Here is a 21,283-nt window from a genome sequence, read left to right as displayed (position 1 = left end):
AGGCGTGTCAGGTGTCGGCGCCCACGAGCATCCGCACCTCGAACTCCTCGTGCGCGGAGGCCTCTTCGGCCGGGCCCCTGTCCAGTACCGTGCCGAGCCAGCCCAGCAGGAAGCCCGCCGGGATCGAGACGATGCCGGGGTTCTGGAGCGGGAACCAGGCGAAGTCGGCGTCCGGGTAGAACGAGCCCGGGGTCGAGGAGACGACGGGGGAGAAGGTGGCCAGCAGGACGGAGCAGAGCAGGCCGCCGTACAGGCTGAGCAGGGCGCCCTTCGCGCTGAAGCGCCGCCAGAAGAGGGTGTAGATGATCGTGGGCAGGATCGCGGACGCCGCGATGGCGAAGGCCAGGAAGGCGAGCGTCGCGGTGTTCGCCCCCCAGGCGACGAGGGCCAGCAGGACGCCGAGGACGCCGATGACCGCCCCGGACAGCCGGGCGACGGTCAGCTCCTCCGTCTCGCTCGCCCGGCCCTTGCGGATCACCTCGCTGTACAGGTCGTGCGCGAGGGAGGAGGCCGCGGCCAGGGTGAGGCCGACCGCCACGGCGAGCAGCGTCAGATACGCCAGACAGGTCAGCAGTGCGGTGAGGACGCTGCCGCCCAGCTCGTGGGCGAGCAGCAGGACGGAGGCGTTGCCGGTGCGGTCCGTGCTCTCGATGGTGTCCCGGCCGAGCAGCGCGGTGGCACCGAGCCCCATGATGCCGGCCCCGAGGCAGACCGCGCCGACCAGGCCGACGGCCCACAGCACGGAGGAGCGCAGTACGCCGCTGTTGCGCGGGGTGAGCAGCCGCATCAGCACGTGCGGGAGGGCGGCGAGGCCGAGCACGATGGCCAGTTCGAGGCTGAGGAAGTCCAGCTTGTTGCTGACGGTGCCGCCGTAGCGCAGCCCCGGTTCGAGGAAGCTCAGGCCCGAACCGCTGCGTTCGGACGCCCTCTCCAGCAGCGCGTTGGGGTTCCAGTCGAAGTGGTGCAGCACCCAGCCCGCGGTGAACAGCACGCCCACCAGCAGCATCACGGCCTTGATGATCTGGATGACCGTCGCGCCGGGCATGCCGCCGAGGGAGGCGTACAGGATCACGAAGGCGCCGATCACGACCACGCACAGGGTGCGGGTGGTGTCGCTCGGTACACCGGTGAACTGGGTCAGCAGGGCCACACTGCCGACGAGCTGGGCCACCAGGTAGAGGGTGGCGATGGCCAGGATGCAGACCGCCAGCGCCACCCGTACCGGGCGCTGCTGCCGGGGCAGGCGCAGTGCCACCGTGTCGCCGAGGGTGAACTTGCCCGTACGGTGCAGGGGTTCGGCGATCAGCAGCAGCACCATCATCCAGGCGACGGTGGTGCCGCCGAGGTACATCAGTCCGTCGTACCCGGTCAGGGCGACCAGCCCGGTGCTCCCCAGCAGGGTGGCGGCGGACAGGTAGTCGCCGCACATCGCGAGGCCGTTGCGCAGCGGCGACATGGCGCGGTTGCCGAGGTAGAACTCGCTGATCTCGTCGCGCTGAGGAGCCGTCAGCAGCGCCATGAACAGGGTGATCACGACCACGGTCAGGAACAGGACGAACGTCAGCTGCAGGCTGCTGTCGTCGATGGCGGCGGCGGTCACCATGTGCGGAACCCTCTCGTTCCGTGCCGGAGCGGCTGCCCGGCCCCCTGGGGGGACGCGGCCGAGCGGGCGCGGCGGCTCCCGGTCTCGTGCAGCCGGGACCGCAGGCCGCGGGCGAGCGGATCGACCCGGGTGCGCATGTGCCGGACGTAGCACCAAGCGGTCACGCCCATGACGACGAACTGCCCGAGACCGAGGGTGAGTCCGAGCGTGAGGCGGCCGAACAGCGGCTGGTTCATCATCGCGGGGGCAAAACTCGACAGCAGTACATACAGCAGGAATCCGCCGACGGACAGGAGGGTCGCCCTGATGCCGAACCGGCGCTGTGCGTGGCGCAGAGAGTGAAATTCGGGAAGGTCGGATATACGAGACGGCGGAGTATGTTCGATGTGCGGAAGCGGGAATGTGGGAGTGTCTTCCCGCTGTGGTGAATATTCGGGCACAGGCGCACCTTCTTCGCTGCATCGTGCCCCGCACTCGACCCCGTCGGGTCAGTGGGCGCGTCCGGTTTTCGGGCAGGGGGAAGGGATGCCGGACGCGCGGTGGGGGTGCGGGCTCTGTGGGGGGCTCGTGAATCCGGAAAGCTCGCTGTTCGGATTCACGCGGACGGCCTCGGGGTTCTGTGTGGAGATCCCCGACAAGCCCCGGCCACGGGTGGTGGCGAGGCTGAGAGCGGAGTATGTCAGTGCTGTCCTTGAGCCATCAACTGTGAGGGTCGATCGACCTGTTCCCATGGCGCGTTCACGCCCCGCCGAAGGGGCACCCGTACTGCGGTGGCCTGCGCGAAAGGGACGGCGGGAGAACAGTACGGACCATTTTCCGGTTCAGGCTGTCTCAAATGCGCTTAGGCTGGGCAGCGTGAGTGACCACCGCAGCAAGGCCCCGCTGGCCGTGTTCGACCTGGACAACACGCTCGCCGACACCACGCACCGGCAGGGGTTCCTGGAGCGCAGGCCGAAGGACTGGGACGGGTTCTTCTCGGCGGCGCCGCAGGACCCGCCGGCCCCGGAGGGCATCGCGCTGCTCCGGGAGAGCGCGCGGGAGTGCGAGATCGTCTACCTCACCGGGCGGCCCGAGCGCTGCCGGCGCGACACGCTGGACTGGCTCGCCGCCCAGGGGCTGCCCGAAGGGCGCGTGTACATGCGGCGAGACGCAGGGGGGCCGGGCGGGGGAAGAGGTGACCGGCGGCCCGCCCGGTTCACCAAGCTGGAGATCCTGCGGCGGCTCGCCCGCACGCGCGAGATCCGCGTCCTCGTGGACGACGACGAACTGGTCTGCGAGGACGCCCGGCGCGCGGGCTTCATCGTCGTACGGGCCGACTGGGTGACCCGGTCCGCGGAAATGAAGGCGGCGCAGGAGCGGGAAGGGCGGACCTGAGCCCGGACCGCACCGCCGGCGGACCGTGTCCGCCTACTCGGACTCGTCCAGCCGGAAGCCCACCTTCAGGCCCACCTGCCAGTGCGCGATCTGCCCGTCCTCCAGCTGGCCGCGCACCTGCGTCACCTCGAACCAGTCCAGGTTGCGCAGCGTCTGCGCGGCCCGGCCGATGCCGTTGCGGATGGCCTGGTCGACGCCGTCGGGGGAGGTGCCGACGATCTCCGTGACCCGGTAGGTGTGGTCTGACATGCCGCTGCTCCTCTTCCAGTGACGGGAGTGCCACGTGTCCCTCCACCGTGCCCCAAGCGGCGGCGAATCGCGAGATGTCGTCTCCCGCTGCCACCGCCCCAGGATCACCGGTGTCAGCTCGCCACGCTCAGTGACAGTGCGAACCGGCCCGGGCCGTCCGTCCACCAGTGGGTCAGCTCCAGTCCCGCCGTGGACAGTTCGGCGCGCACACCCTCCTGCCGGAACTTCGCCGACACCTCGGTCCGCATCTCCTCACCCGCCGCGAAACCGACGGCGAGATCGAGGGCCGGCACCTTGACCGTCTGTGCCGTACGGGAACGCAGCCGCATCTCGATCCACTCGTGCTCGGCGTCCCACCGCGCCACATGGCCGAACTCGTCCGGCTCGAAGTCGGCGCCGAGCTCCCGGTTGATCACGCTCAGGACGTTCTTGTTGAACGCGGCCGTCACCCCGGCCTCGTCGTCGTACGCCCGGACCAGCACCTCCTCGTCCTTGACCAGGTCCGTGCCCAGCAGCAGGGCGTCGCCCGGGGCGAGCAGGGCGCGTACGGACGCCAGGAACGCGGCGCGCTCTGCGGGCAGCAGGTTGCCGATCGTGCCGCCCAGGAACGCCACCAGCCGGGGCCTCGGCGTGTCCGGGAGGGTCAGTTCCGCGGTGAAGTCGGCGATCAGCGCGTGCACGTCCAGCCCCGGCCGCTCGGCGGCCAGCGCCTGCCCGGCCTGGCTGAGGGCACTCTCGCTGACGTCGACCGGGACGTAGGTGTGCAGGTGTGTGAGGGCGTCGATCAGATGCCGGGTCTTCTCGGAGGAGCCGGAGCCGAGCTCGACCAGGGTCCGCGCCCGGGTCGCCGCGGCGATGTCGCCGGAGCGCGCGAGGAGGATCTCCCGCTCCGCGCGCGTGGGGTAGTACTCCGGCAGTTCCGTGATCTTCTCGAACAGGTCGCTGCCGTGCGCGTCGTAGAACCACTTCGGCGGCAGGGTCTTGGGGCGGCCGGTCAGGCCCCGGTGGACATCGGCGCGCAGCGCGGCGTCCGTGGCGTCCTCCGGCAGGGTGCGGGTGAGGTGGAACGGGCTCACGTACGGGGCTCCTTCAGCGATGGGGGTCCCGCCGCTCGGGCGGAGCCGGGGGTGGGGGAGGGCACGGAGGCGTCGGTCGGCTCCTTCAGCGGCGTGAGCAGCACGTCGGTGCGGCTCGCCGCGAGCAGGGTGCGGTCGGGGACCTCCTGCCAGTGCGGATCGTCGTCGTAGGGCTCGGAGGCCACGACGGTGCCGCCGCCGGGCCGGGTGAGGTACCAGAGGGCGTCGCCCCAGGCGGTCGCGGTGATGGTGTCGCCGTTGGTGAGGAGGAGGTTGAGCCGGGAGTCCGGGGCCGCGGCGGCGACCTCCAGGACCGTGTCGGCCATCGCCTGGCCTTCCTCGTCGCCGCTCCGCAGCCGCGCCAGCACCAGCGCCCACACGAGCGCCGAGTCGTTGCGGGCCTCCAGGGACAGCAGGTCCTGGTGCGGCAGCGTCCGGGACACCGAGGCCAGCGAGCCGGGCCAGCCCCGGACCGCACCGTTGTGGCTGAACAGCCAGGTCCCGGCGGCGAACGGGGCCGCGGCCGCCTCCGCGTCCGCGCCCGACAGGGTGGCGTCGCGCACCGCGGCGAGCAGCGCGGTGGACCGTACGACGCGGGCGAGATCGGCGAACGACAGGTCCGCCCAGATCGGCCCGGCCCGGCGGTAGCGGGCCGGCACCGGGTCGCCGTCGGCGTACCAGCCCACGCCGAATCCGTCGGCGTTGACCGTCCCGTACCGCTGGTGCCGGGGCGCCCACGACTGCCGGTGCAGTCCGTGCGGGGGCTCCACGAGGAGCCGGCCCAGTGTCTCCTGCGGCCCCACGTACGCCACATGACGGCACATCAGACGTCCTCCGACCGGGCCGTGCGGAACCCGGAGAAGATCTGCCGCCGGATCGGGTAGTCCCAGTTGCGGAAGGTGCCCCGGCAGGCCACCGCGTCCACCGCGAACGAACCGCCGCGCAGCACCTTGTGGTCGGGCCCGAAGAAGACTTCCGAGTACTCCTTGTACGGGAACGCCTTGAACCCCGGGTAGGGCAGGAAGTCGCTCGCCGTCCACTCCCACACGTCGCCGATCAACTGCCGTACGCCGAGCGGCGACTCACCGGCCGGGTAGCTCCCGGCGGGGGCAGGACGCAGGTGCCGCTGGCCGAGGTTGGCGTGCTCGGGCCCCGGGTCGGCGTCACCCCAGGGGTAGCGCATCGAGCGGTCACCGGCCGGGTCGTACCGGGCCGCCTTCTCCCACTCGGCCTCGGTCGGGAGCCGGCGACCCGCCCAGCGGGCGTAGGCGTCGGCCTCGTACCAGCACACGTGCAGCACCGGCTCGTCCGGCGGGACGGCCTCGGTGACGCCGAACCGGCGCCTGAGGAACTGCTTTCCCTCGCGCCGCCAGAACAACGGGGCGGTGATGCCGTGCTTGAGGATGTGAGCCCAGCCGTCAGCCGTCCACCACCGCGGGTTGTCGTAGCCGCCGTCCTCGATGAACGCCTGGTAGGCGCCGTTGGTCACCGGGGTGGTGTCGATGTGGAAGGGCGCCACCTCGCGCCGGTGCGCGGGGCGTTCGTTGTCCAGGGCCCACGGCTCGCCGGAGGTGCCCATCGTGAACGGGCCGCCCGGGACGAGGACTTCGGACGGACCGGTGAACAGCGGCGCCGGCTCCGGGTCGGGCGCCGCAAGGGCCGGCGGGCCCGTGCGCAGCTGATGGGTGATCAGCATGGTCTCGTCGTGCTGCTGTTCGTGCTGCGCGATCATCCCGAAGGCGAAGCCGGCCTCCGTCAGCCGGGTCCCGTGGAACGCGGCCCGCTCCAGCACGTCCAGAGCCCGGCCCCGCACATCGGCCGCGTAGGTGCGGGCCTCGGCCGGCGACAGCAGGGGCAGCTTCGGCCGCTCGGCGCGCGGGTGCTCGAAGGCGTCGTAGAGGCCGTCGATCTCCGGGCGTATCGCCTCGTGCCCGGCGACGGCCCGCAGCAGCCACTGCTCCTCCTGGTTGCCGATGTGCGCGAGGTCCCACACCAGCGGCGACATCAGCGGCGAGTGCTGCGCGGTCAGGTCGGGCTCCTCCACGCAGCTGGTCAGCAGGGTGGTGCGGTCGCGTGCGACGACGAGTGAGGCGACCGCCCGCTCACGGAGCACCTCGGGGTCGACGGTCCCGGCGTCGACAGCGGGGTCGGTGTCGGTCATGGGCGGAAGTCCTTCCCGTGGGCGCGACCGTCCGTGCCGCGCTGTCGGTCGAGCAGGTCGTCGGCGGGGCAGCGGCCCAGGACGACATAGCGGTCCAGATGGGCCGTGACGGCCTCGATGACCTCGGGGGAGGCGCCGAGCCGGGGCAGGGCGTCCAGCGCGGTCGTGAAGCACGTGACGGCCACCTCGCGCAGTTCCGCGTCCGCCAGGCCGCTGCGGGCCGCGTCGAGCCACAGCGGATTGTGCGGCGCGGGCAGCCCCAGCGTCCGCTCGGCCAGCGGCTTCACGGCCCGGTAGGCGGTCTCGGTGGCCTCCGGGTCGTCGAACAGCGCCGCCGTCACGGCGAGCGGCACGATCCAGCCGTCGTCTCCCGGCTGTGCGTCGATCATGCGCAGTTCGAGATGGCCGCGCGGCCTCACCGGCGGGAACAGCGTCGTGACGTGGTAGTCGAGATCCTCCCGGGTCGGCGGCCGGGGCACGCCCGTACGGATCCAGTCCCGGAAGGTGAGCCCCTCGGGGACGTCCCAGGGCCCGCCGTCCCGCCGTACGCACATCACGGGGGAGTCCAGCACGTGCCGGGCCCAGGCGCCGCGCGGGTCGGTGTCCAGCCGCGGTCCGCCCGCCCGGCCGGCGCCGATCCGGGTCCACGTCAGCTGCCGGGTGGACAGCCAGCCGGTCGGCCGGTGCCCGGCGAGCGGGGAGTTGGCGAACGCGGCCACCAGCACCGCGCCCAGATGGTGGGCCAGCCACCAGCGCCGCACCAGGCCCTGCGGCCCGGGCTCCTCGTGGCCGGCGTCCAGGCACACCTGCACGGAGGCCGAGGTGCACATCATGGCGCGGCCGGCGGGACCCGTGCGGTCCAGGCACGCCTCCATGGCGTCGTAGCGCGGTTCGCGCAGGAACCGGCGGGGTTCGTGCCAGGGATCGTGGCCGAGGCCGACGAGGGCGAGGCCGTCCAGGCGCAGAACCGCGCGGACGGCGTCGAGGTCGGCGGAGACGGTACCGATGCACTCCGTCAGGGAGGCGGCGGGGGGCGAGCTCAGCTCCAGCTGGCCGCCGGGCTCCACGGTGAGCGCCGATCTCAGAGGCACGGTCCGCAGTGCGGCGTAGGCCGCTTCGAGTCGTTCGGGTGTGACGGGGAGCTGCGGTGCGCGCAGCTCGTGGACGAGCCATTCCACTTCGACACCGAGGCGGCGCGGTGGGCCGGTCTTGAAGCAGATGCCGCGGACCAGGGCCTCGACCTCGGCTTCGGACAGTGAGGTGCGTGGCCGGGTACAGCCACGTGCCGTATCGGACATGTCGGGATCCTCCTGAGATTCCACCATGCCACCGGTCCGGGCTCTTCGGCGGCCCGGGCCGGGATCACCCGTCCCACCCAAGACGCTCACGTCGCTCGGCACAAGGGGGCGAAGCGGGGCGTGCCCGGGCGGTCATGCGGCCTGCCCCGGTGTTTCCAGGAACTTTCCCGGGTGTTCTCCCCTGGCGAAAACTGTGTTGCACCGGGGGTCCGGAATCACCCACGATGCCTGCGTGAGCACGACAAGGAGAGCCGCGCGGCAGGCGCTCACGGCGCGTACGGGGGTCGCGTCGTGAGCGCGCGCCTGCGCGGTATCGCGCGGCAGACCGAGCAGATCGTCGCGGCCGGGGCCTACCGCGCGCCGGACTGGCGCGAGGTCTCGATCGCGGAAGAACTGCGGGCGGCGCGCGAGGGCACGCGCCTGTACGGACCGGAACCTGTGCCGGCGCCCGCCGTTCGGGTGACGGGGACGCGGGAGACGCTGGTCGAGGTCACGGGCGAGAGCAGCCCGGAGGCCGCCCGTCGGCTCGGCGGGACCGTGGCCGTGCTGACTTCGCCTCGGCCCGGAATCCAGGCGGCGGCCATCTGAACGGCGCCCAGGCCCAGGAGGAGGCACTGTGCCGGGCCTCCGCGCTCCACACCTGCCTCCTCGAGGCCCGCGCCTTCTGCGATCATCACCGGGCCCACCGCGACCACGTTTTCTCCACGGACCGTGTCATCCACTCGCCGGCCGTGCCCGTCTTCCGTGACGACCGGGGCGGCCTGCTGGCCGAGCCGTACACCGCGGGCTTCCTGACCTCGCCGGCGCCCAACGCGGGCGTGGTGCTCCGCACGGCGCCCGAGCGGGCCGCCGAACTGCCGCGGGCCCTCGCGGCCCGGGCCGAACGCGTCCTGGAGACGGCCGCCGCCCACGGCTACCGCACGCTCGTCCTGGGCGCCTGGGGCTGCGGGGTGTTCCGCAACGACCCCGCCCAGGTGGCGGAGGCGTTCCGTGCGCTGCTGGGGCACGGCGGCCGGTTCGCGGAGACGTTCGCGCACGTGGTGTTCGGGATCCTGGACCGGACGCGGGAGCGTGCTGTGCTGAGCGCCTTCGAGGAGACGTTCAGCTCCAGCCGTAGCGCTCCTGCAGGCGGCGCCTGACCAGGTTGAACCGCATGCGGTCCAGGGCGCAGGCCTCCCGGCGCATGCCGTCCTCGTGCAGGCGCAGCACCCGGTCCACGTCGACCCACGAGTCCCGGCCCGTCCGGTCCCACGGCCCACCGCCGATCGGCACCCACTCCCGGTGGCCGTCGTGCCGCTTGCTGGACAACTGCACCGCGAGGAACGTGCCGCCCGGCTCGCGGGCGACCACCAGCACCGGGCGGTCCTTGCCGCGGCCGTCGTTCTCCTCATAGGGCACCCACGTCCAGACGATCTCCCCGGGATCCGGGTCGCCGTCGTGCGCGGGGGAGTACTCCGTGCGGACCCGGCCCACCTCGCGCGGGTCGGCCTGGACGGTGGCGGAAAGGCCGTGACGGCCGGGGACGTTCTCGTCGGCAAACGTGCTCACGGGGGGCACCTTAGAGGCTGCCCACCCGAGCACGCCGCCCGGGTCACCGTCGCCGTGGCTCAGGCGGCAGCGGAACGTGCCGTGACCGGCGGCGACGGCCACTTCTCGGACCAGCGCAGCTCCGTCTCCAACTGCGCGGCCACCTGCACGAGAAGCGGCTCGCTGTTCGCCGGGCCCAGCAACTGCGCGCCGACCGGCAGTCCGTCCGGCGTGAAGCCGGCGGGCACGTTGACCCCGGGCCAGCCCAGCACGTTCCACGGCCAGGCGTACGGGCAGGCGGCGATCATCGCCCGGTCGGTGGCGAACCCGCTCAGTTCGAGCAGGGCGCCGATCCGTGGCGGGGGAGCGGCGGTCGTCGGCGCGAGGACGACGTCGTAGGACGTGAAGAACCCGCCGATGCGCCGGTGCAGCACGGTCTCCGCCCGCCGTGCCGCCCGCAGCGGGGCCCCGCCGAGCAGCCGGCCCAGCCGGGCGGCGTCCCGGGTGCGCCGGTCCAGCAGGGCCGGGAAGGGCGCCTCGCCCACGCGCTCGGCTATCCCGGCCGTGGCACGGGGCACGAAGGTCAGCCCGATCTGCCCGTACGGCGGGTCCGCCTCCTCGACGAAGTGCCCCAGCGCGGCGAGCCGCTCGGCCAGTTCGGTCACCCGGATCCGCACCTCGGGCAGGAGCCGGGCGGGCACCGCCGTGAAGGGCGGCTTGAGGGCGAGCGCGATGCGCAGCCGCCCGGGGTCGCGGCCGACCGCCCGGGACACGCCGAGGGCCGGGGGCTGGTGCGGGTCCTGCGGGTGGTTGCCGCTCGCCGCGTCCAGCAGCAGGGCCGCGTCGGCGACCGTGCGGGCCAGGGTGCCGTTGACGGTGATGCCCTGGAACGACTCGCCGCGCGGCCAGGTCGAGACACGGCCGCGCTGCGGCTTGATGCCGACCAGATGCGTCCACGCGGCCGGGATCCGCACCGAACCGGCACCGTCGGAGCCGAGCGCGGCGGGCACCAGACCGGCGGCGACCGCGGCGGCCGACCCGCCCGAGGAACCGCCGGGTGTGTGGTCCGTGCTCCACGGGTTGCGGGTCGCGCCGAAGGCGGGTCCCTCCGTGAAGGGCCACTGCCCGAACTCGCAGGTGTTGGTCTTGCCGATGATCACGGCCCCGGCCGCGCGCAGCCGCCGCACCGCCTCGCCGTCCTCGGGGACCGGCGGGAACTCCCCGCAGCAGCCGAACGCGGTCGGTTCACCGGCCACGTCCATGTCGTCCTTCACAGCGACGGGGACGCCGAGCAGCGGCCTCTGCGCGCCTTCGGAGGCCAGTTCCCGGTCCGCGGCGTCGGCCTCCGCGAGCGCGGCCTCGGCCCGGACGATCCGGAAGGCGTTGAGGCTCCCCTGCGTCGCCTCGATCCGCGCCAGGGTCCGCTCGACCAGGGCCCGCGACGTCACTTCCCCGGCGGCCAGCGCACGGGCGGTCTCCGCCAGGCCTTCGCTACGGTCGAGCGTCATACGGACACCTCCGGAAGCGGCTTGTCTACCGAACGGTAACGTCCGGTGGCCGATGGCGGAATGCCGACGACAGCAGTGGACGTTCACCCACCGGCCGCATCTTTCTCACTGGGCACATCGGCCCCTGTTCAAACCATTGACGGCTCTCCGCCTCGCCCTTACGTTCTGAGCCCCCACTTCTGATCGAGTTGCCGAACTCTGTTCGGTATACCGAATCCTGGTGTCCTAGGGAGAGCCGTCCGTGACCCCACACCCCGCCGCCCCGTCCCGCCGCACGCTGCTGCGCGCCCTGGCCGCCCTGCCCGCCTCGGCGGTCCTGCTCGGCGAGACCCCGGGACTGCTCGGCAGCGCCCTGGCCGCCGCACCCCCGAACGGCTCGGCCACCCGCTACACCATCGTGCCGTTCCTCAACAGCAACGACGGCACCGTCAACGTCTACCAGTCGGACGACGCCACCGACTTCCGGCTGCTGCGCTCCTCCGCGTACACACCGCCCGCGGGCCGGATCCGCGACGCCAGCGTGATCAGACACACCGACGGCTACTACTACGTCACCTACACCACGCGCACCTGGCAGGACCGCAGTACGACCATCGGCTTCGCCCGCAGCTCCGACCGCGTCAACTGGACGTTCCTGTACGACCACACCGTGCCGATCGCCGGCCTCTCCCGTGCCTGGGCGCCCGAGTGGTTCGTCGACAGCGACGGCAGCGTGAGCGTCATCGTGTCCTGCTCCACCACGAACGACGAGTGGATCTTCACCCCGTATCTGCTGAGAGCCGCCAACCCGGCTCTCACGGCGTGGAGTTCACCGGTCGCCCTCTCCGGGATCGGCGCCAACCACATCGACACGTTCATCGTGAAGACCGGCTCGACCTACCACGCCTTCCCGAAGAACGAGACGACGAAGTACATCGAGTACGCCACCGCCCCGAACCTCACCGGCCCGTACACGATCCGCCGGACGGGCGACTGGGCCGGCTGGGGCAGCTACCGCGAGGGTCCGGCCCTGGTGCAGCTCGACAACGGCGGCTGGCGGATGTTCTTCGACGGCTACGGCGACGGGAACTACTACTACAGCGACAGCCACGACACCTTCGCCACCTGGTCGGCACCGGCCGCGCTGCCCGCGATCTCCGGCACCGCACGGCACTTCACGGTCGTCAAGGAGACGGTCGGGGGCGGTCCGGCCCTGGCCCGGAACGTCACGCGCTCCTTCCGCTCGGCCAACTACACCACCCGCTACTGGCAGCAGCAGTCCTCCCTGCTCAACCTCCCCGTCGTCAGCGCCTCCAGCAGCACCGCCGAGAAGCGGGCCGCCACCTTCACGGTCGTGGCCGGACTCGCCGACGGCAGCGGCTGCTCCTTCCGCGACGCGGCCGGCAACTACCTGCGCCACTGGGACTTCCGCGCCCGCTTCGACCCGAACGACGGCACGAGCACCTTTGCCGAGGACGCCACGTTCATCCTCCGCACCGGCACGGCCTCGGGTTCCGTCCGCTTCGAGTCGTACAACTACCCGGGCCACTACCTGCGCCACTACGCCTACCAGCTCCGCGTGGACCGTTCCGACGGAACCGGTCAGTTCCGCCAGGACAGTTCGTTCACGCCAGTGACATCGTGGGCCTGACCCGCACCTGTCGTGCCTGCTTTCACCCGACGTCGAAGACGTTCGGCAGCCGCAGGAGGTACCGGGTGCGGTCGTGCCGCTTGAGCGCCTCCAGCTCGGGGGCCCGGTACAAGGGGGTCACCGTGCACCGCTCGGCGGTCGAGCCGATCTGTTCCAGCAGGGCGTTGACGGCCTGCCGGGCCGAGGAGTTGGCGCCCTCCATGGTGGCGAGATCGATGGGTACGGCCACGTAGTCGCCGGCCAGGAAGAAGTTGGGGATCCTCGTGACCGACCTCGGGCGGTGGTGGAAGGTCCCCACCGGATGGATGAGCAGCTGTTCCTCGTTGACAGGCTGTGGCGTGCCGAGTCCGTCCACGGCCGGATCGAGGAACCACGAGTGCAGCACGGAGTCCTTCAGGACCGTACGGCCGCTGTCGTTGAGCGCCGCCTTCAACTGTGCCCACACCTCGCGGGCGACTTCGGTACGGGTGCATTGCTTGGCCGTCTTGCCGTACAGGATGCCCGGGCGGTCCCACTCGGAGACGTCCACGGACAGACAGTCCGCGACCGTGCCGTCGCCGAAGTCCGCGGGGAAGTCGTGACCCGGCCAGTGCTGGGCTTGGGCGATCGCGGTCAGCGACCACGGGGAGTCGATGAGGTCGAGGTGGCCGTGCAGGATCGGTGTGCGTTCGGTCAGATAGAACTGTATGCCGGTCATCCAGTCCGTCTCCAGCCGGTCGCACTCGGCCAGTTGGGGGTCGGCGGCTCGTACGGCGGAGTTCCATGTGCGGCGGGCGTGTTCGACCGGCATCGCCGAAATGTAGTGGTCGGCGGTGACGGTCCGGCGCGCTCCCGCGGGGTCCTCCACGACGGCCCCGGCGATCACACCCCCGCCCAGGGTCAGGTCCCGTACGGTCCAGCCGACGCGGAACTCGACCCCGAGTGACCTCAGGTACGTGACCCAGGGGTCGATCCAGGCCTCGTTGGTGGGCGCGTTGAGGATCCGGTCCAGTGGTCCGTCCGCGCCCCGCCCGAGGAGGTTGAAGGCGAAGGCCTCCAGCAGGGTGGCGACCGTACGGGTGCTGGCCTCCTCCGCCTTGGTGGCCACGATGTTGCGGGTGATGCCGACGGCGAGGATCCGCTGGTAGTCGTAGGACATCCGTCCGGCCCGTACGAAGTCCCACCACGGCGTCCGCTCCCATACGTCGTCGCGGCGCTCGTCGCAGCTGCTGAGGAAGACCAGGAAGCGGTTGGCGAAGTAGAGGGCCTCGTGGAGGGGGAGGTTGAAGGCCGTGTCCAGGACCGAGGTGAAGGCGCGGCGGATCTCGTCGGGGGTGAGTTCGGCCGGGGTGTTGCCGGGCCAGGGCAGCGGGACCCGGATGTCCTCGCGGCCGCCCGACCGGGCGAACAGCATCTCCTTGGGGGCGACGAGGTTGTCGTGGACACCGTTGGGGTTGCCGGGGACCGGGATGCGCCGCATGGTGTCGGGCAGGTTGTGGTAGATGCCGGGGATGAAGCGGAAGCCGTGCTCCCCCGGCAGGGGGCGGCGGCCGCCCGTGCCGCTGCCCGGTACGTCCATGCTGCGCGCCTTGCCGCCCAGCGCCTTGCGTTCGTAGACCGTGACCCGGAAGCCGCGCTCGGCGAGTTCGTGCGCGGCCGTGAGTCCGGCGACGCCCCCGCCCAGTACGGCCACGGTCTGCGCCGCTGCGCCGTTCTCGGCCGAAGCCCGCTGTGGGGTCCCGAGGGCGACCCCGCCGCCGGCGGCGGCCGCGGCGGTGCCCAGGAACGTTCTGCGCGTGGTGCCGCTCATCGCCACCCCTTACCGTCGGTAACATCGGCGCACGACGATAGGGGTGAGGTGACGATCCCGGAAGGCGGCCGGCGCCACTTTGGCTTGATGTCGCATCACTCACCGGGGCCGTTCCGCCCCGGTGTGGACGGCGTGCACGAGACCGGGCCGCCACTTCCCCCGTGATGCGGGGGAAGTGGCGGCCCGGCTGGAGGGGGTCAGCGGGTGAAGGTGACCCGGTGCTCCTTCAGGGAGCCGCAGTTGGAGCCGTACACCTGCACGTACGTGTTGGCGATGCTGCCGCCCCAGTCGACGCAGTGGCCCTTGCCCTGGACGTAGGTCGGACCGGCGTACGACGTGAAGAGGCCCTCGTCGTAGTGGCTCTCGTCGGTGTCCGGGACGTAGATCCAGGCGGACATGTTCACGGCCTTGCCCGGATTGTTGCGGATGGTCGCGACACAGTTCTGGCCGTTGGAGGCGTTGTAGGTCAGGTAGACGGTCCCCAGCGAGCCGACGGTCGCCGAGTTGACCGTCTTGTACCCACTTCCGCAGACCTTCTGCGGGGTGGTGTTGGGTGCGGCCGAGGCCGGCGACGCCAGGGCGGTCATGGTCCCCACGGACAGTGCCGCCACGGCGGACGCGGCCACGATGGAACGGGTGAATCGCATATTTCCCCCTTGCAACTCTTCGAGGTGGTTGCTCCTGCATGGTGTGACCCTCGGAGCGTCCAAAGGGTTGTGCGTCAGTTCGCAGGAAAATTGGGGGAGTTGGGGGTGACTGTGCGCGGGGGCCGCCTGCCCGGGGCCGGGCTGCCCGAGCGTTCCCGGACTTCGACCGTTTTACTCACGGGTCACTTGTGGCACACGCGAGATCCAGAGGATCTGTGCAGGGGTGTCACACAGGCTGCACACCGCCCTTTCAAAGTCTCGTTAGCGTTACGGCTCGATCCCACGTGCGAACGTGACCAGGCGCGGCCGGCGTGCCGCCGGAACAGCCAGATCGGGAAACCACACATGGACTACTGCTCCTCGTGCCGTCGGCACCTCAACGGCGCCTTGGTCTGCCCGGGGTGCGGCGCCTATGCCCCGGACATCGCCCCCTGTGCCGTCGACGGCCGCTCCGGCCCGGCCCCAGCGCCCGTCGAGGCCCCGGGGCGACCGGCCACCTGGGAGTACCCGGCGGACACAGGCACCTGGCACGACGGCACCGTGTGGGACGAGACCCCCGCGCGTACGCAGGAGGACCCCGGCCCCGGCTCGTCCGACGGGTTCGACTCCCCGGACACCGGCACGGCCGAGGGCATCGAAGCCCGGCCTCAGGGGCGGGCGGCCCGGCGCCGTCAGATGGCCCGCTGGAAGAAGAACCAGCGCCGGGCCGTGGTGGCGACGGCGGTCGCGCTCGTCGGAGGCGGTCTGACCGTCGCCGCGATGAACGGGAACGCGAAGCCAGGGGTGCAGGCCGCCGCGACGCCGGAGGACACCACCATGGGCGGCGCCTCGGGGGAGGTGCCGACGTACACCGAACCGACGCCCAGCCGGGCCGACACCCCGCGCTCCGCCCCCACCCCCACGACTCCGCCGCACGCCGACCGCGCCTCGCGCCACCAGCAGTCCCGGGCCGCCGACCCCCGCACCACGCCGGCCGACACGCGGACGGACGAGGGCGCAACACCCCGCGAGCTGCCCCTGACGACCGCGCCTCAGCGGAAGACCGTCACGAACACCGTCGACACGGTCACCGGCGGTTCGGCCGAGTCGAAGACCACCGAACCCACGTCACCGCCGGCCGCCGGGTCCGGATCGGACGCACAGCAGCCGACCTCGACACCTCCGCCCGCGGCGACCACCCCGCCCCAGACGGCTCCCGCCGACTCGAAGTCCGAGGAGCTCTGCCTGCTCGTCATCTGCCTCGGCTGAGGGCGCGCGGCCACCGGTGGTGACCGTCCCGCAGCCGCCCTCCGTACCGTGGGCGCATGGCGGCTTGCCGCGCGCCACGTCCAGGGACGCCCCGGCGGGATCGACACCGACGACCTCGATGCCGCTTGGGGCCGCCGGTCGTGCGAACACCCCTGTCCCGCAGCCGGTGTCGAGCGCCTTCCGCGCCTCGTCCGGGCGCCGAGCTGGTGCGACGGCCCTGCCGCCGCTCACCGCGGACCACGCGACGATGAAGGGCAACGCCACCCAGGCGATCACCGGCCCGGAGGACTGGCGAAGGACCCTGCGAGGAGTCCGGGCGGCGCTGCGGCCCGGCGGGCGCCTGGTGTCTGCGACGCGGAGACCCGCCCGCCGCGCCTGGGAGGAGTGGAACCGCGCCGCCACGTACGGCGGGACGGACGTGCCCGGCGTCGGCGCCCTCGGGTCCCGGGCCGTCTGCTCGACGTGAGCGGACCGCCGCTGACGTTCCCGCGGACCCATGGGTTCGCCGCGGACGGGCGGCCGTCGACGTCGGAATCGACGCTGCGCTTTCGCGAGCGGCGCGAGGTGGAGGAGGAACTCGCCGCGCAGGGTCATGTGGTGGAGGACGTGCGTGACGCGCCGGGCCGGGAGTTCGTGTTCGTCGCACAGCGCCCGGAAACCACCGCCCGAGGGCGGCCGCGCCCACTCCGCGGCAAGCGGCAGCCGACCGTACAATCCTCGCGACCAAATCGGGGGCGACATCAGCGGGGGAGTCCGCGTGGAAACAATCATCGTGCAGTTGCCCGGTACCGCCCGGTGGGGTGCGGACGAGACGGGCAGTCCCGAACTGATCCACCTGGGGCCGGGGGACATCGCGGACTTCGGACGCGGCGGGGCGGGGGTCCGCATCGTCCTCACCGACCCCGGGATCTCCCGGCGGGCCGGGCAGCTGGAAGCCGCGGGGGACTACTGGCGGCTGTCCAACTTCAGCCGCAGCGTGTCGTACGTGGTGGAGAACCTGGAGGGAGCCGGCGAGTACCTCACCGTCGCGCCCGGGCGGCTCGGGGCGCCCGTGCCCTTCGAGTTCTCCCGTGTGGTGCTGCCCGCCCTGTCCGGCACCGCCGCGTTCAAGGTGTTCGCACCGCAGCACGCCTATCTCGGCGAGCAGTCCGTGCCGGGCGGCGGTGAACAGACCGTGCACCCCTTCGCCCTGGACCCGACGTCGAAGTACTTCCTCGTCCTGGTGGCCCTCTGCGAGCCCCGCCTGCGCGACCCCTCCGACTCGGCGCTGCCGGGCGTCGGGCAGATCGTGGAGCGACTGCGGCCGCTGGAGTCCTGCCGGGACCTGACGCGCTCCGCGGTCAACTACCACATCGACTACCTCTCCTTCGCCAAACTGCGCCTGGACCTCGGTGAGGAGGCCCCGGCCGCGGCCGACGGCGGCCGCACCGGCGCCAAGCGCACCCGGCTCGCCTCCGTCGCCCTGCGCTTCGGCCTGGTCCGCGAGGAGCACCTCAGCCTGCTTCCGCCCCGCGGCGCGGGCCGCCTCGCCCACCCGCAGGAGGCCGGCGCATGACGACGCCCGGGGAACGGGACGACGACCTGGAGGCCCCTCGCCCGCCCGGGCTCCCGGAGGGCTTCCGCATCGACGGCTGGGAGGTGGGCGCGGTCATCGGTTCCGGGGGCTGGGGGACCGTGTACGAGGCCCGTACGGTCGCCGACGGCACGCCCGTCGCCATCAAGGTGCTTCCGACCGGCGCCCTGGGGCCGGGGCAGCGTGCGGCGCTCGGTGAACTCGTGGCACGCGAGGTCCGGTTCAGCGCTAAGGCCGACCATCCCCACCTCGTCCGCACCCACGCTGTGTGCCCCGTCGAGGCACCCGGACTGCCCGCCCTGGACGGCGCGATCGCGCTGGTCATGGACCGGGCCCAGGCCAGCCTGAAGGACGTGCTGGACGCGGCCGGGACGGGCGGACCGATCGCGGACGCCGACCGCGTCCTGCGCGGAGTCGCCGCCGGACTCGCCCACATGCACGACGCGGGCTGGGTGCACGGCGACCTCAAACCCGCCAACGTGCTGCTGGGGCCGGCCGGGCAGGTGTGGCTGGCGGACTTCGGCCTGGCCGCCGAACTCGATGGCACACACGCCCACTTGCCGCCGCTCGGCACCCTCGACCACCTGCCGCCGGAGTGGTGGTCCCAGCGCACCGGCACCGAGGGCGCCGTCGTCCGGCCCACCGCCGACATCTGGGCCTTCGGCGTTCTCGCCCACCAGGTCCTCACCGGCGGCCTCCACCCCTTCCCGGGCGCGACGGCCCGGGCCCGCTCGCTCGCCGCCCAGACCTACGCGCGCGGCACCGCGCCCCTGCGGCTCGACGCCGGCCTCGACGAGGACATGCGCCGGCTGATCGCAGACTGCCTCGCCCCCGACCACGCCGCCCGCCTCCCGCACACGGCGCAGGGTGTCGCGGCCCGGGTCGAGGCCGTCACCGGCGGCCCGCCCCGCCGCCGAAGACGCCTGGTACCCGCTGTCGCGGCCGGACTGGTCGTCCTGACCACCGCCGCCATCGCCGGGGCGGCCCTGCTCGGCGGAGGCGGCGGCACCCAGGACGACGAGTCCGCCCGCGACGCCCCCACCGCCACCGGTACGGCCGGACCGCCGGCCGGTGAGATTCCCGAGAACTCCGACGTACCCCGGGAACTGCGCCCCGTCATCGCCCGCGCGGCCCACCGCTGCACCGACGAGGAGATCACGCCCGCCCTGCTCGCCGCGCTGCTCAAGGCAGAGAGCAACTTCGACGCGGAGGCCTCCCGCCCGCAGAGCGAGGAGTACGGCATCGCCATGTGGACGCCGTCGGTGTTCCGGGCCTGGGCCGTCGACGGGGACGGTGACGGCGACAAGGACCACATGTCGCCGCCGGACGCGATCGCCACCATGAGTCTGTACGTGTGCTGGCTCGACCAGCGCTTCAAGCAGGCCGGGCTGCCGAAGAAGGACCTTCCCGCGCTCGTCGCGGCCGGCTACCGCACCAGTGACCGCACCGTCATCGAGGAGCGCGGCGTACCGGAGCGGGTACGGCCGCACGTCGACAAGGTGCTCCGCTACCTCGCCGAGTACGAGGGCTGAACCGCACCAACGCGAGCGGTGGGCGGAGCCGCAGCCCCGCCCACCGCTCGTCCCCCGTTCCCGTCACGGCCGCGGCGAGCCGCACTCCGGGACGTTCGGCAGCCGGTTGTCCGGCGAGCTGATGTAGATGTTGGACATGTAGCCCCCGTACTGGGGCAGATAGGCCCGCCACTCGTTGGTGTAGGGCGGCACGTCGACCACCTGGCCCCGGGTCTGGCAGCCCACCAGCACCTCGACCCCGGCGGGGAGCCGGGTGATCCGCTCGCCGTCCGTGGTCGGGCCCTTGCGGACGCTCACGAGCTCACCCCAGGTGCCGAACCAGGTTCCGGCGGGCCGTACTCCGCCCGGCACGTTCAGCGAGCGGGTCAGCCGGCCGATATCGGTGTACGCCGTGCCGTACGACGTGCCGACCGGGTGCAGTGTCAGCACGGCCACGATCGTGCGGTCGTCCGCGCCCACCGTGCCGGTGGTGTGCAGTGCGGGGCTGGTGAGGTCCACGTCCGCGGCGCGGGGAGCGGGGGCGGCCGACTCCGCCCGCGTTCCCGAGGGCGCCGCCGCAGAGCCGCATGTGCCCTTCCCGTACTTCCCGGCCCAGCCCTGCTTCACCGCCCAGGGCCTCTCGAACGACCCCGCGATACCGAAGTGCTGGTCGAAGCCGTCGGTGGAGGAGCAGCGGGTGGAGCGGCGCAGGTTGTCCATGATGAAGTCCCGGACGGGCGCGGGCGCCTTCTCCAGGATGTACCGGTAGATCGCCACCGTGTCCCGGGCGGAAAGGGCGGTGTAGCCCCAGAAGCCCGCGTACTCGGCGGGCGGTGGCGCCGTGTCGCGCAGACCGAGCGAGGGCCGGGCGGTCATCCGGTTGATGATCGCCGAGCCGCCGTACGTCGACCAGTAGTGGTTCGCGGCGTCGTCGTCGCTGCCGCGCAGCATCGCCTCCAGCCGGGCGCGGTCGGCCGGGGGAACGGTGTAGTCGGGCCCGCGGTCCCACAGGAAGTCCAGCGTCAGCAGGAGTTTGACGACCGAGGCGGACCGGAACTGCGCGCTCTCGTTGACCTGTTCGGTGAACGCACCGGCCCGGCGGTCGAAGACGGCCACCCCGGCGGTGACGCCGGGCGGGATCCGGGCGGCTTCGGACGTGCGGACGGTCCCGTCGGCTGTGGCGGCCTTTTCCGCCCGGGGGTGTGCTGCCGCACCGCTCGTGAGTGACGCGACCGTGACGACGGCCGTGAGCGCGGCGGCGCCACGCAGGAGCATGCGCATGGTTGCCCTTCCTGGATCACCCGGTTGTCCCACGGGGTGGTGGCCCGCGTCGCCACGATAGGAGCCCGGGCGGGGCGGGTGGTCCTGACGAATGTCAGGGTTCCGGCAGAGCGGGGCGACCTGCGGCCCCGACCCTGATAAGTGTCAGGTGTCGGCGGTGCGGTGACGCCCCGTACGGTCACGACCAGCGAGCGGACGACGGCCGGCCGGGGGCCCGGTCGCCGCTCACGACCGGAATCACCGTCGACCCACGAAAGAGGGCTCATGAGCCGCCGATCACTCAGGACACTGCTGGCCGCGGGGGCTACCGCCGCGGTGATGGCGCTCCTTCCGGCCTCCGCCCAGGCCCAGCCGTACTCGGGCGGCAACTACGGGCTCTACGGCATGGAGGGGCAGTACCCCACCACCTCGTTCTGCACGGGCTCGTTCCGGCAGATCGGGCCCACCTTGCACGCCGAGGGCATGGCCCTGAAGTACTTCTACTCCGACAAGTGCGGCTCGTTCGCCCGGATCGAGAACTCCCGGCCCGGCTGCGTGGCCGTTCTGCAGCGTTCCGACAGCAGCGTGGGCCGCAATGACGGCTGGGTCTCCGAGACCGTCGACGCCAACATCAACTACGCCTACACGAAGATGGGCAACAACCTCAACGGCCGCGTCTCGCGCGCCCTGCTCTCGTGCGACGGCCACGACCTGGTGAACACCGCCTGGTACTGAGCCGCACGACACACCGCACGGGGGGGCGGCCGGAACTCCGGTCCGCCCCCTCGGCGTCCACCCGCCTGTGGCGGGCCACCGGTTTCCCGGTGGC

18 protein-coding genes and 3 pseudogenes are annotated in these 21,283 nt (G+C 72.3%); 8 read left to right on the top strand and 13 right to left on the bottom strand.

Annotated features, from left to right (window positions below; translation table 11 throughout):
* Positions 1-7: 7 nt before the first annotated feature.
* Both ACFU3E_RS26205 and ACFU3E_RS26200 read right to left on the bottom strand, forming a co-directional pair.
* The gene (locus ACFU3E_RS26205; protein WP_384162946.1) at positions 8-1,603 is read right to left on the bottom strand and encodes a cation acetate symporter; all 1,596 of its coding nucleotides are present in this window, start codon (positions 1,601-1,603) and stop codon (positions 8-10) included.
* The gene (locus tag ACFU3E_RS26200; RefSeq protein WP_384162943.1) at positions 1,597-2,043 is read right to left on the bottom strand and encodes a DUF485 domain-containing protein; all 447 of its coding nucleotides are present in this window, start codon (positions 2,041-2,043) and stop codon (positions 1,597-1,599) included. Before ACFU3E_RS26200 ends, ACFU3E_RS26205 begins: the two co-directional genes overlap by 7 nt.
* 415 nt (positions 2,044-2,458) lie before the next feature.
* Here ACFU3E_RS26200 and ACFU3E_RS26195 point away from each other — a divergent pair, with 415 nt between their 5' ends.
* Positions 2,459-2,977: a hypothetical protein gene (locus ACFU3E_RS26195; RefSeq protein ID WP_384162940.1), complete on the top strand. Its 519-nt coding sequence runs from the start codon at positions 2,459-2,461 to the stop codon at positions 2,975-2,977.
* A 33-nt stretch (positions 2,978-3,010) separates the two neighbouring features.
* Here the strand turns inward: ACFU3E_RS26195 and ACFU3E_RS26190 are convergent, their stop codons facing one another.
* From ACFU3E_RS26190 to egtA, 5 genes are all read right to left on the bottom strand, one after another.
* Positions 3,011-3,226 (bottom strand): dodecin, encoded by a 216-nt coding sequence (locus ACFU3E_RS26190; protein WP_384162937.1) that lies wholly within the window; start codon positions 3,224-3,226, stop codon positions 3,011-3,013.
* 113 nt (positions 3,227-3,339) lie between these two features.
* Complete coding sequence (gene egtD, locus ACFU3E_RS26185; RefSeq protein ID WP_384162934.1) at positions 3,340-4,302, bottom strand: L-histidine N(alpha)-methyltransferase; 963 nt, start codon at positions 4,300-4,302, stop codon at positions 3,340-3,342.
* Complete coding sequence (egtC, locus tag ACFU3E_RS26180; RefSeq protein WP_384162931.1) at positions 4,299-5,126, bottom strand: ergothioneine biosynthesis protein EgtC; 828 nt, start codon at positions 5,124-5,126, stop codon at positions 4,299-4,301. Before egtC ends, egtD begins: the two co-directional genes overlap by 4 nt.
* A complete protein-coding gene (gene egtB / locus ACFU3E_RS26175; protein ID WP_384162928.1) occupies positions 5,126-6,463 on the bottom strand; it encodes an ergothioneine biosynthesis protein EgtB in 1,338 nt (445 codons plus the stop codon). Before egtB ends, egtC begins: the two co-directional genes overlap by 1 nt.
* Positions 6,460-7,761, bottom strand: coding sequence for an ergothioneine biosynthesis glutamate--cysteine ligase EgtA (gene egtA / locus ACFU3E_RS26170; protein WP_384162925.1), 1,302 nt, complete (start codon positions 7,759-7,761; stop codon positions 6,460-6,462). The genes egtB and egtA overlap by 4 nt, the downstream gene beginning before the upstream one ends.
* Positions 7,762-8,052: 291 nt before the next feature.
* Between egtA and ACFU3E_RS26165 the strand changes: the two are divergent.
* A pseudogene (locus tag ACFU3E_RS26165) lies at positions 8,053-8,900 on the top strand (TIGR02452 family protein).
* Here the strand turns inward: ACFU3E_RS26165 and ACFU3E_RS26160 are convergent.
* Positions 8,863-9,309 carry a type II toxin-antitoxin system PemK/MazF family toxin gene (locus ACFU3E_RS26160; RefSeq protein WP_384162922.1) on the bottom strand — a complete coding sequence of 149 codons (447 nt, stop codon included), beginning with the start codon at positions 9,307-9,309 and terminating at the stop codon, positions 8,863-8,865. The pseudogene ACFU3E_RS26165 and the gene ACFU3E_RS26160 sit on opposite strands and share 38 nt — an antisense overlap.
* A gap of 59 nt (positions 9,310-9,368) precedes the next feature.
* Positions 9,369-10,796, bottom strand: coding sequence for an amidase (locus tag ACFU3E_RS26155; RefSeq protein ID WP_384162919.1), 1,428 nt, complete (start codon positions 10,794-10,796; stop codon positions 9,369-9,371).
* Between the two features lie 241 nt (positions 10,797-11,037).
* On the opposite strand from ACFU3E_RS26155, the gene ACFU3E_RS26150 reads away from it, so the two are divergent.
* The gene (locus tag ACFU3E_RS26150; RefSeq protein ID WP_384162916.1) at positions 11,038-12,426 is read left to right on the top strand and encodes a glycoside hydrolase family 43 protein; all 1,389 of its coding nucleotides are present in this window, start codon (positions 11,038-11,040) and stop codon (positions 12,424-12,426) included.
* Positions 12,427-12,448: 22 nt separating this feature from the next.
* On the opposite strand, the gene ACFU3E_RS26145 is transcribed toward ACFU3E_RS26150, so the two are convergent.
* Together ACFU3E_RS26145 and ACFU3E_RS26140 are read right to left on the bottom strand one after the other, a co-directional pair.
* Positions 12,449-14,215, bottom strand: a complete 1,767-nt coding sequence (locus tag ACFU3E_RS26145) for an FAD-dependent oxidoreductase (protein WP_384162913.1) — start codon at positions 14,213-14,215, stop codon at positions 12,449-12,451.
* 197 nt (positions 14,216-14,412) lie between these two features.
* Positions 14,413-14,862, bottom strand: a complete 450-nt coding sequence (locus ACFU3E_RS26140) for a spore-associated protein (protein ID WP_384162910.1) — start codon at positions 14,860-14,862, stop codon at positions 14,413-14,415.
* Positions 14,863-15,207: 345 nt separating this feature from the next.
* Here ACFU3E_RS26140 and ACFU3E_RS26135 point away from each other — a divergent pair, with 345 nt between their 5' ends.
* On the top strand, positions 15,208-16,110 hold the full coding sequence (locus ACFU3E_RS26135) for a hypothetical protein (protein WP_384162907.1): 903 nt from the start codon (positions 15,208-15,210) through the stop codon (positions 16,108-16,110).
* A gap of 60 nt (positions 16,111-16,170) precedes the next feature.
* Here ACFU3E_RS26135 and ACFU3E_RS26130 read toward each other — a convergent pair.
* Positions 16,171-16,296, bottom strand: a pseudogene (locus tag ACFU3E_RS26130) (class I SAM-dependent methyltransferase); the annotation flags it as partial.
* Between the two features lie 22 nt (positions 16,297-16,318).
* On the opposite strand from ACFU3E_RS26130, the pseudogene ACFU3E_RS26125 reads away from it, so the two are divergent.
* The 3 genes and pseudogenes from ACFU3E_RS26125 to ACFU3E_RS26115 form a co-directional block, all read left to right on the top strand.
* Positions 16,319-16,764 (top strand): annotated as a pseudogene (locus ACFU3E_RS26125) (SAM-dependent methyltransferase); the annotation flags it as partial.
* 103 nt (positions 16,765-16,867) lie between these two features.
* Positions 16,868-17,665, top strand: coding sequence for a serine/threonine protein kinase (locus ACFU3E_RS26120; RefSeq protein ID WP_384162904.1), 798 nt, complete (start codon positions 16,868-16,870; stop codon positions 17,663-17,665).
* Complete coding sequence (locus ACFU3E_RS26115) at positions 17,662-19,215, top strand: serine/threonine-protein kinase (RefSeq protein WP_384162901.1); 1,554 nt, start codon at positions 17,662-17,664, stop codon at positions 19,213-19,215. The genes ACFU3E_RS26120 and ACFU3E_RS26115 overlap by 4 nt, the downstream gene beginning before the upstream one ends.
* Before the next feature lie 63 nt (positions 19,216-19,278).
* Here ACFU3E_RS26115 and ACFU3E_RS26110 read toward each other — a convergent pair whose 3' ends face one another.
* On the bottom strand, positions 19,279-20,475 hold the full coding sequence (locus ACFU3E_RS26110; protein WP_384162898.1) for a hypothetical protein: 1,197 nt from the start codon (positions 20,473-20,475) through the stop codon (positions 19,279-19,281).
* Between the two features lie 264 nt (positions 20,476-20,739).
* Here ACFU3E_RS26110 and ACFU3E_RS26105 point away from each other — a divergent pair, with 264 nt between their 5' ends.
* Entirely contained in the window at positions 20,740-21,189 is a 450-nt protein-coding gene (locus tag ACFU3E_RS26105; protein WP_384162895.1) for a hypothetical protein, read from the top strand.
* Positions 21,190-21,283: the final 94 nt, after the last annotated feature.

The sequence above is a fragment of the Streptomyces sp. NPDC057424 genome, from assembly GCF_042803315.1.
Classification (GTDB): Bacteria; Actinomycetota; Actinomycetes; order Streptomycetales; family Streptomycetaceae; genus Streptomyces.
This window is presented reverse-complemented; position numbering and strand designations above follow the sequence as displayed.

Bases quoted from the DNA above. Each gene is read 5' to 3' on its own strand.
- ACFU3E_RS26110 (WP_384162898.1), bottom strand. From the start codon at position 20,475: ATGCGCATGCTCCTGCGTGGCGCCGCCGCGCTCACGGCCGTCGTCACG.
- egtB (WP_384162928.1), bottom strand. From the start codon at position 6,463: ATGACCGACACCGACCCCGCTGTCGACGCCGGGACCGTCGACCCCGAG.
- ACFU3E_RS26205 (WP_384162946.1), bottom strand. From the start codon at position 1,603: ATGGTGACCGCCGCCGCCATCGACGACAGCAGCCTGCAGCTGACGTTC.
- ACFU3E_RS26190 (WP_384162937.1), bottom strand. From the start codon at position 3,226: ATGTCAGACCACACCTACCGGGTCACGGAGATCGTCGGCACCTCCCCC.
- ACFU3E_RS26155 (WP_384162919.1), bottom strand. From the start codon at position 10,796: ATGACGCTCGACCGTAGCGAAGGCCTGGCGGAGACCGCCCGTGCGCTG.
- egtC (WP_384162931.1), bottom strand. From the start codon at position 5,126: ATGTGCCGTCATGTGGCGTACGTGGGGCCGCAGGAGACACTGGGCCGG.
- ACFU3E_RS26115 (WP_384162901.1), top strand. From the start codon at position 17,662: ATGACGACGCCCGGGGAACGGGACGACGACCTGGAGGCCCCTCGCCCG.
- ACFU3E_RS26140 (WP_384162910.1), bottom strand. From the start codon at position 14,862: ATGCGATTCACCCGTTCCATCGTGGCCGCGTCCGCCGTGGCGGCACTG.
- ACFU3E_RS26105 (WP_384162895.1), top strand. From the start codon at position 20,740: ATGAGCCGCCGATCACTCAGGACACTGCTGGCCGCGGGGGCTACCGCC.
- egtA (WP_384162925.1), bottom strand. From the start codon at position 7,761: ATGTCCGATACGGCACGTGGCTGTACCCGGCCACGCACCTCACTGTCC.
- ACFU3E_RS26135 (WP_384162907.1), top strand. From the start codon at position 15,208: ATGGACTACTGCTCCTCGTGCCGTCGGCACCTCAACGGCGCCTTGGTC.
- ACFU3E_RS26145 (WP_384162913.1), bottom strand. From the start codon at position 14,215: ATGAGCGGCACCACGCGCAGAACGTTCCTGGGCACCGCCGCGGCCGCC.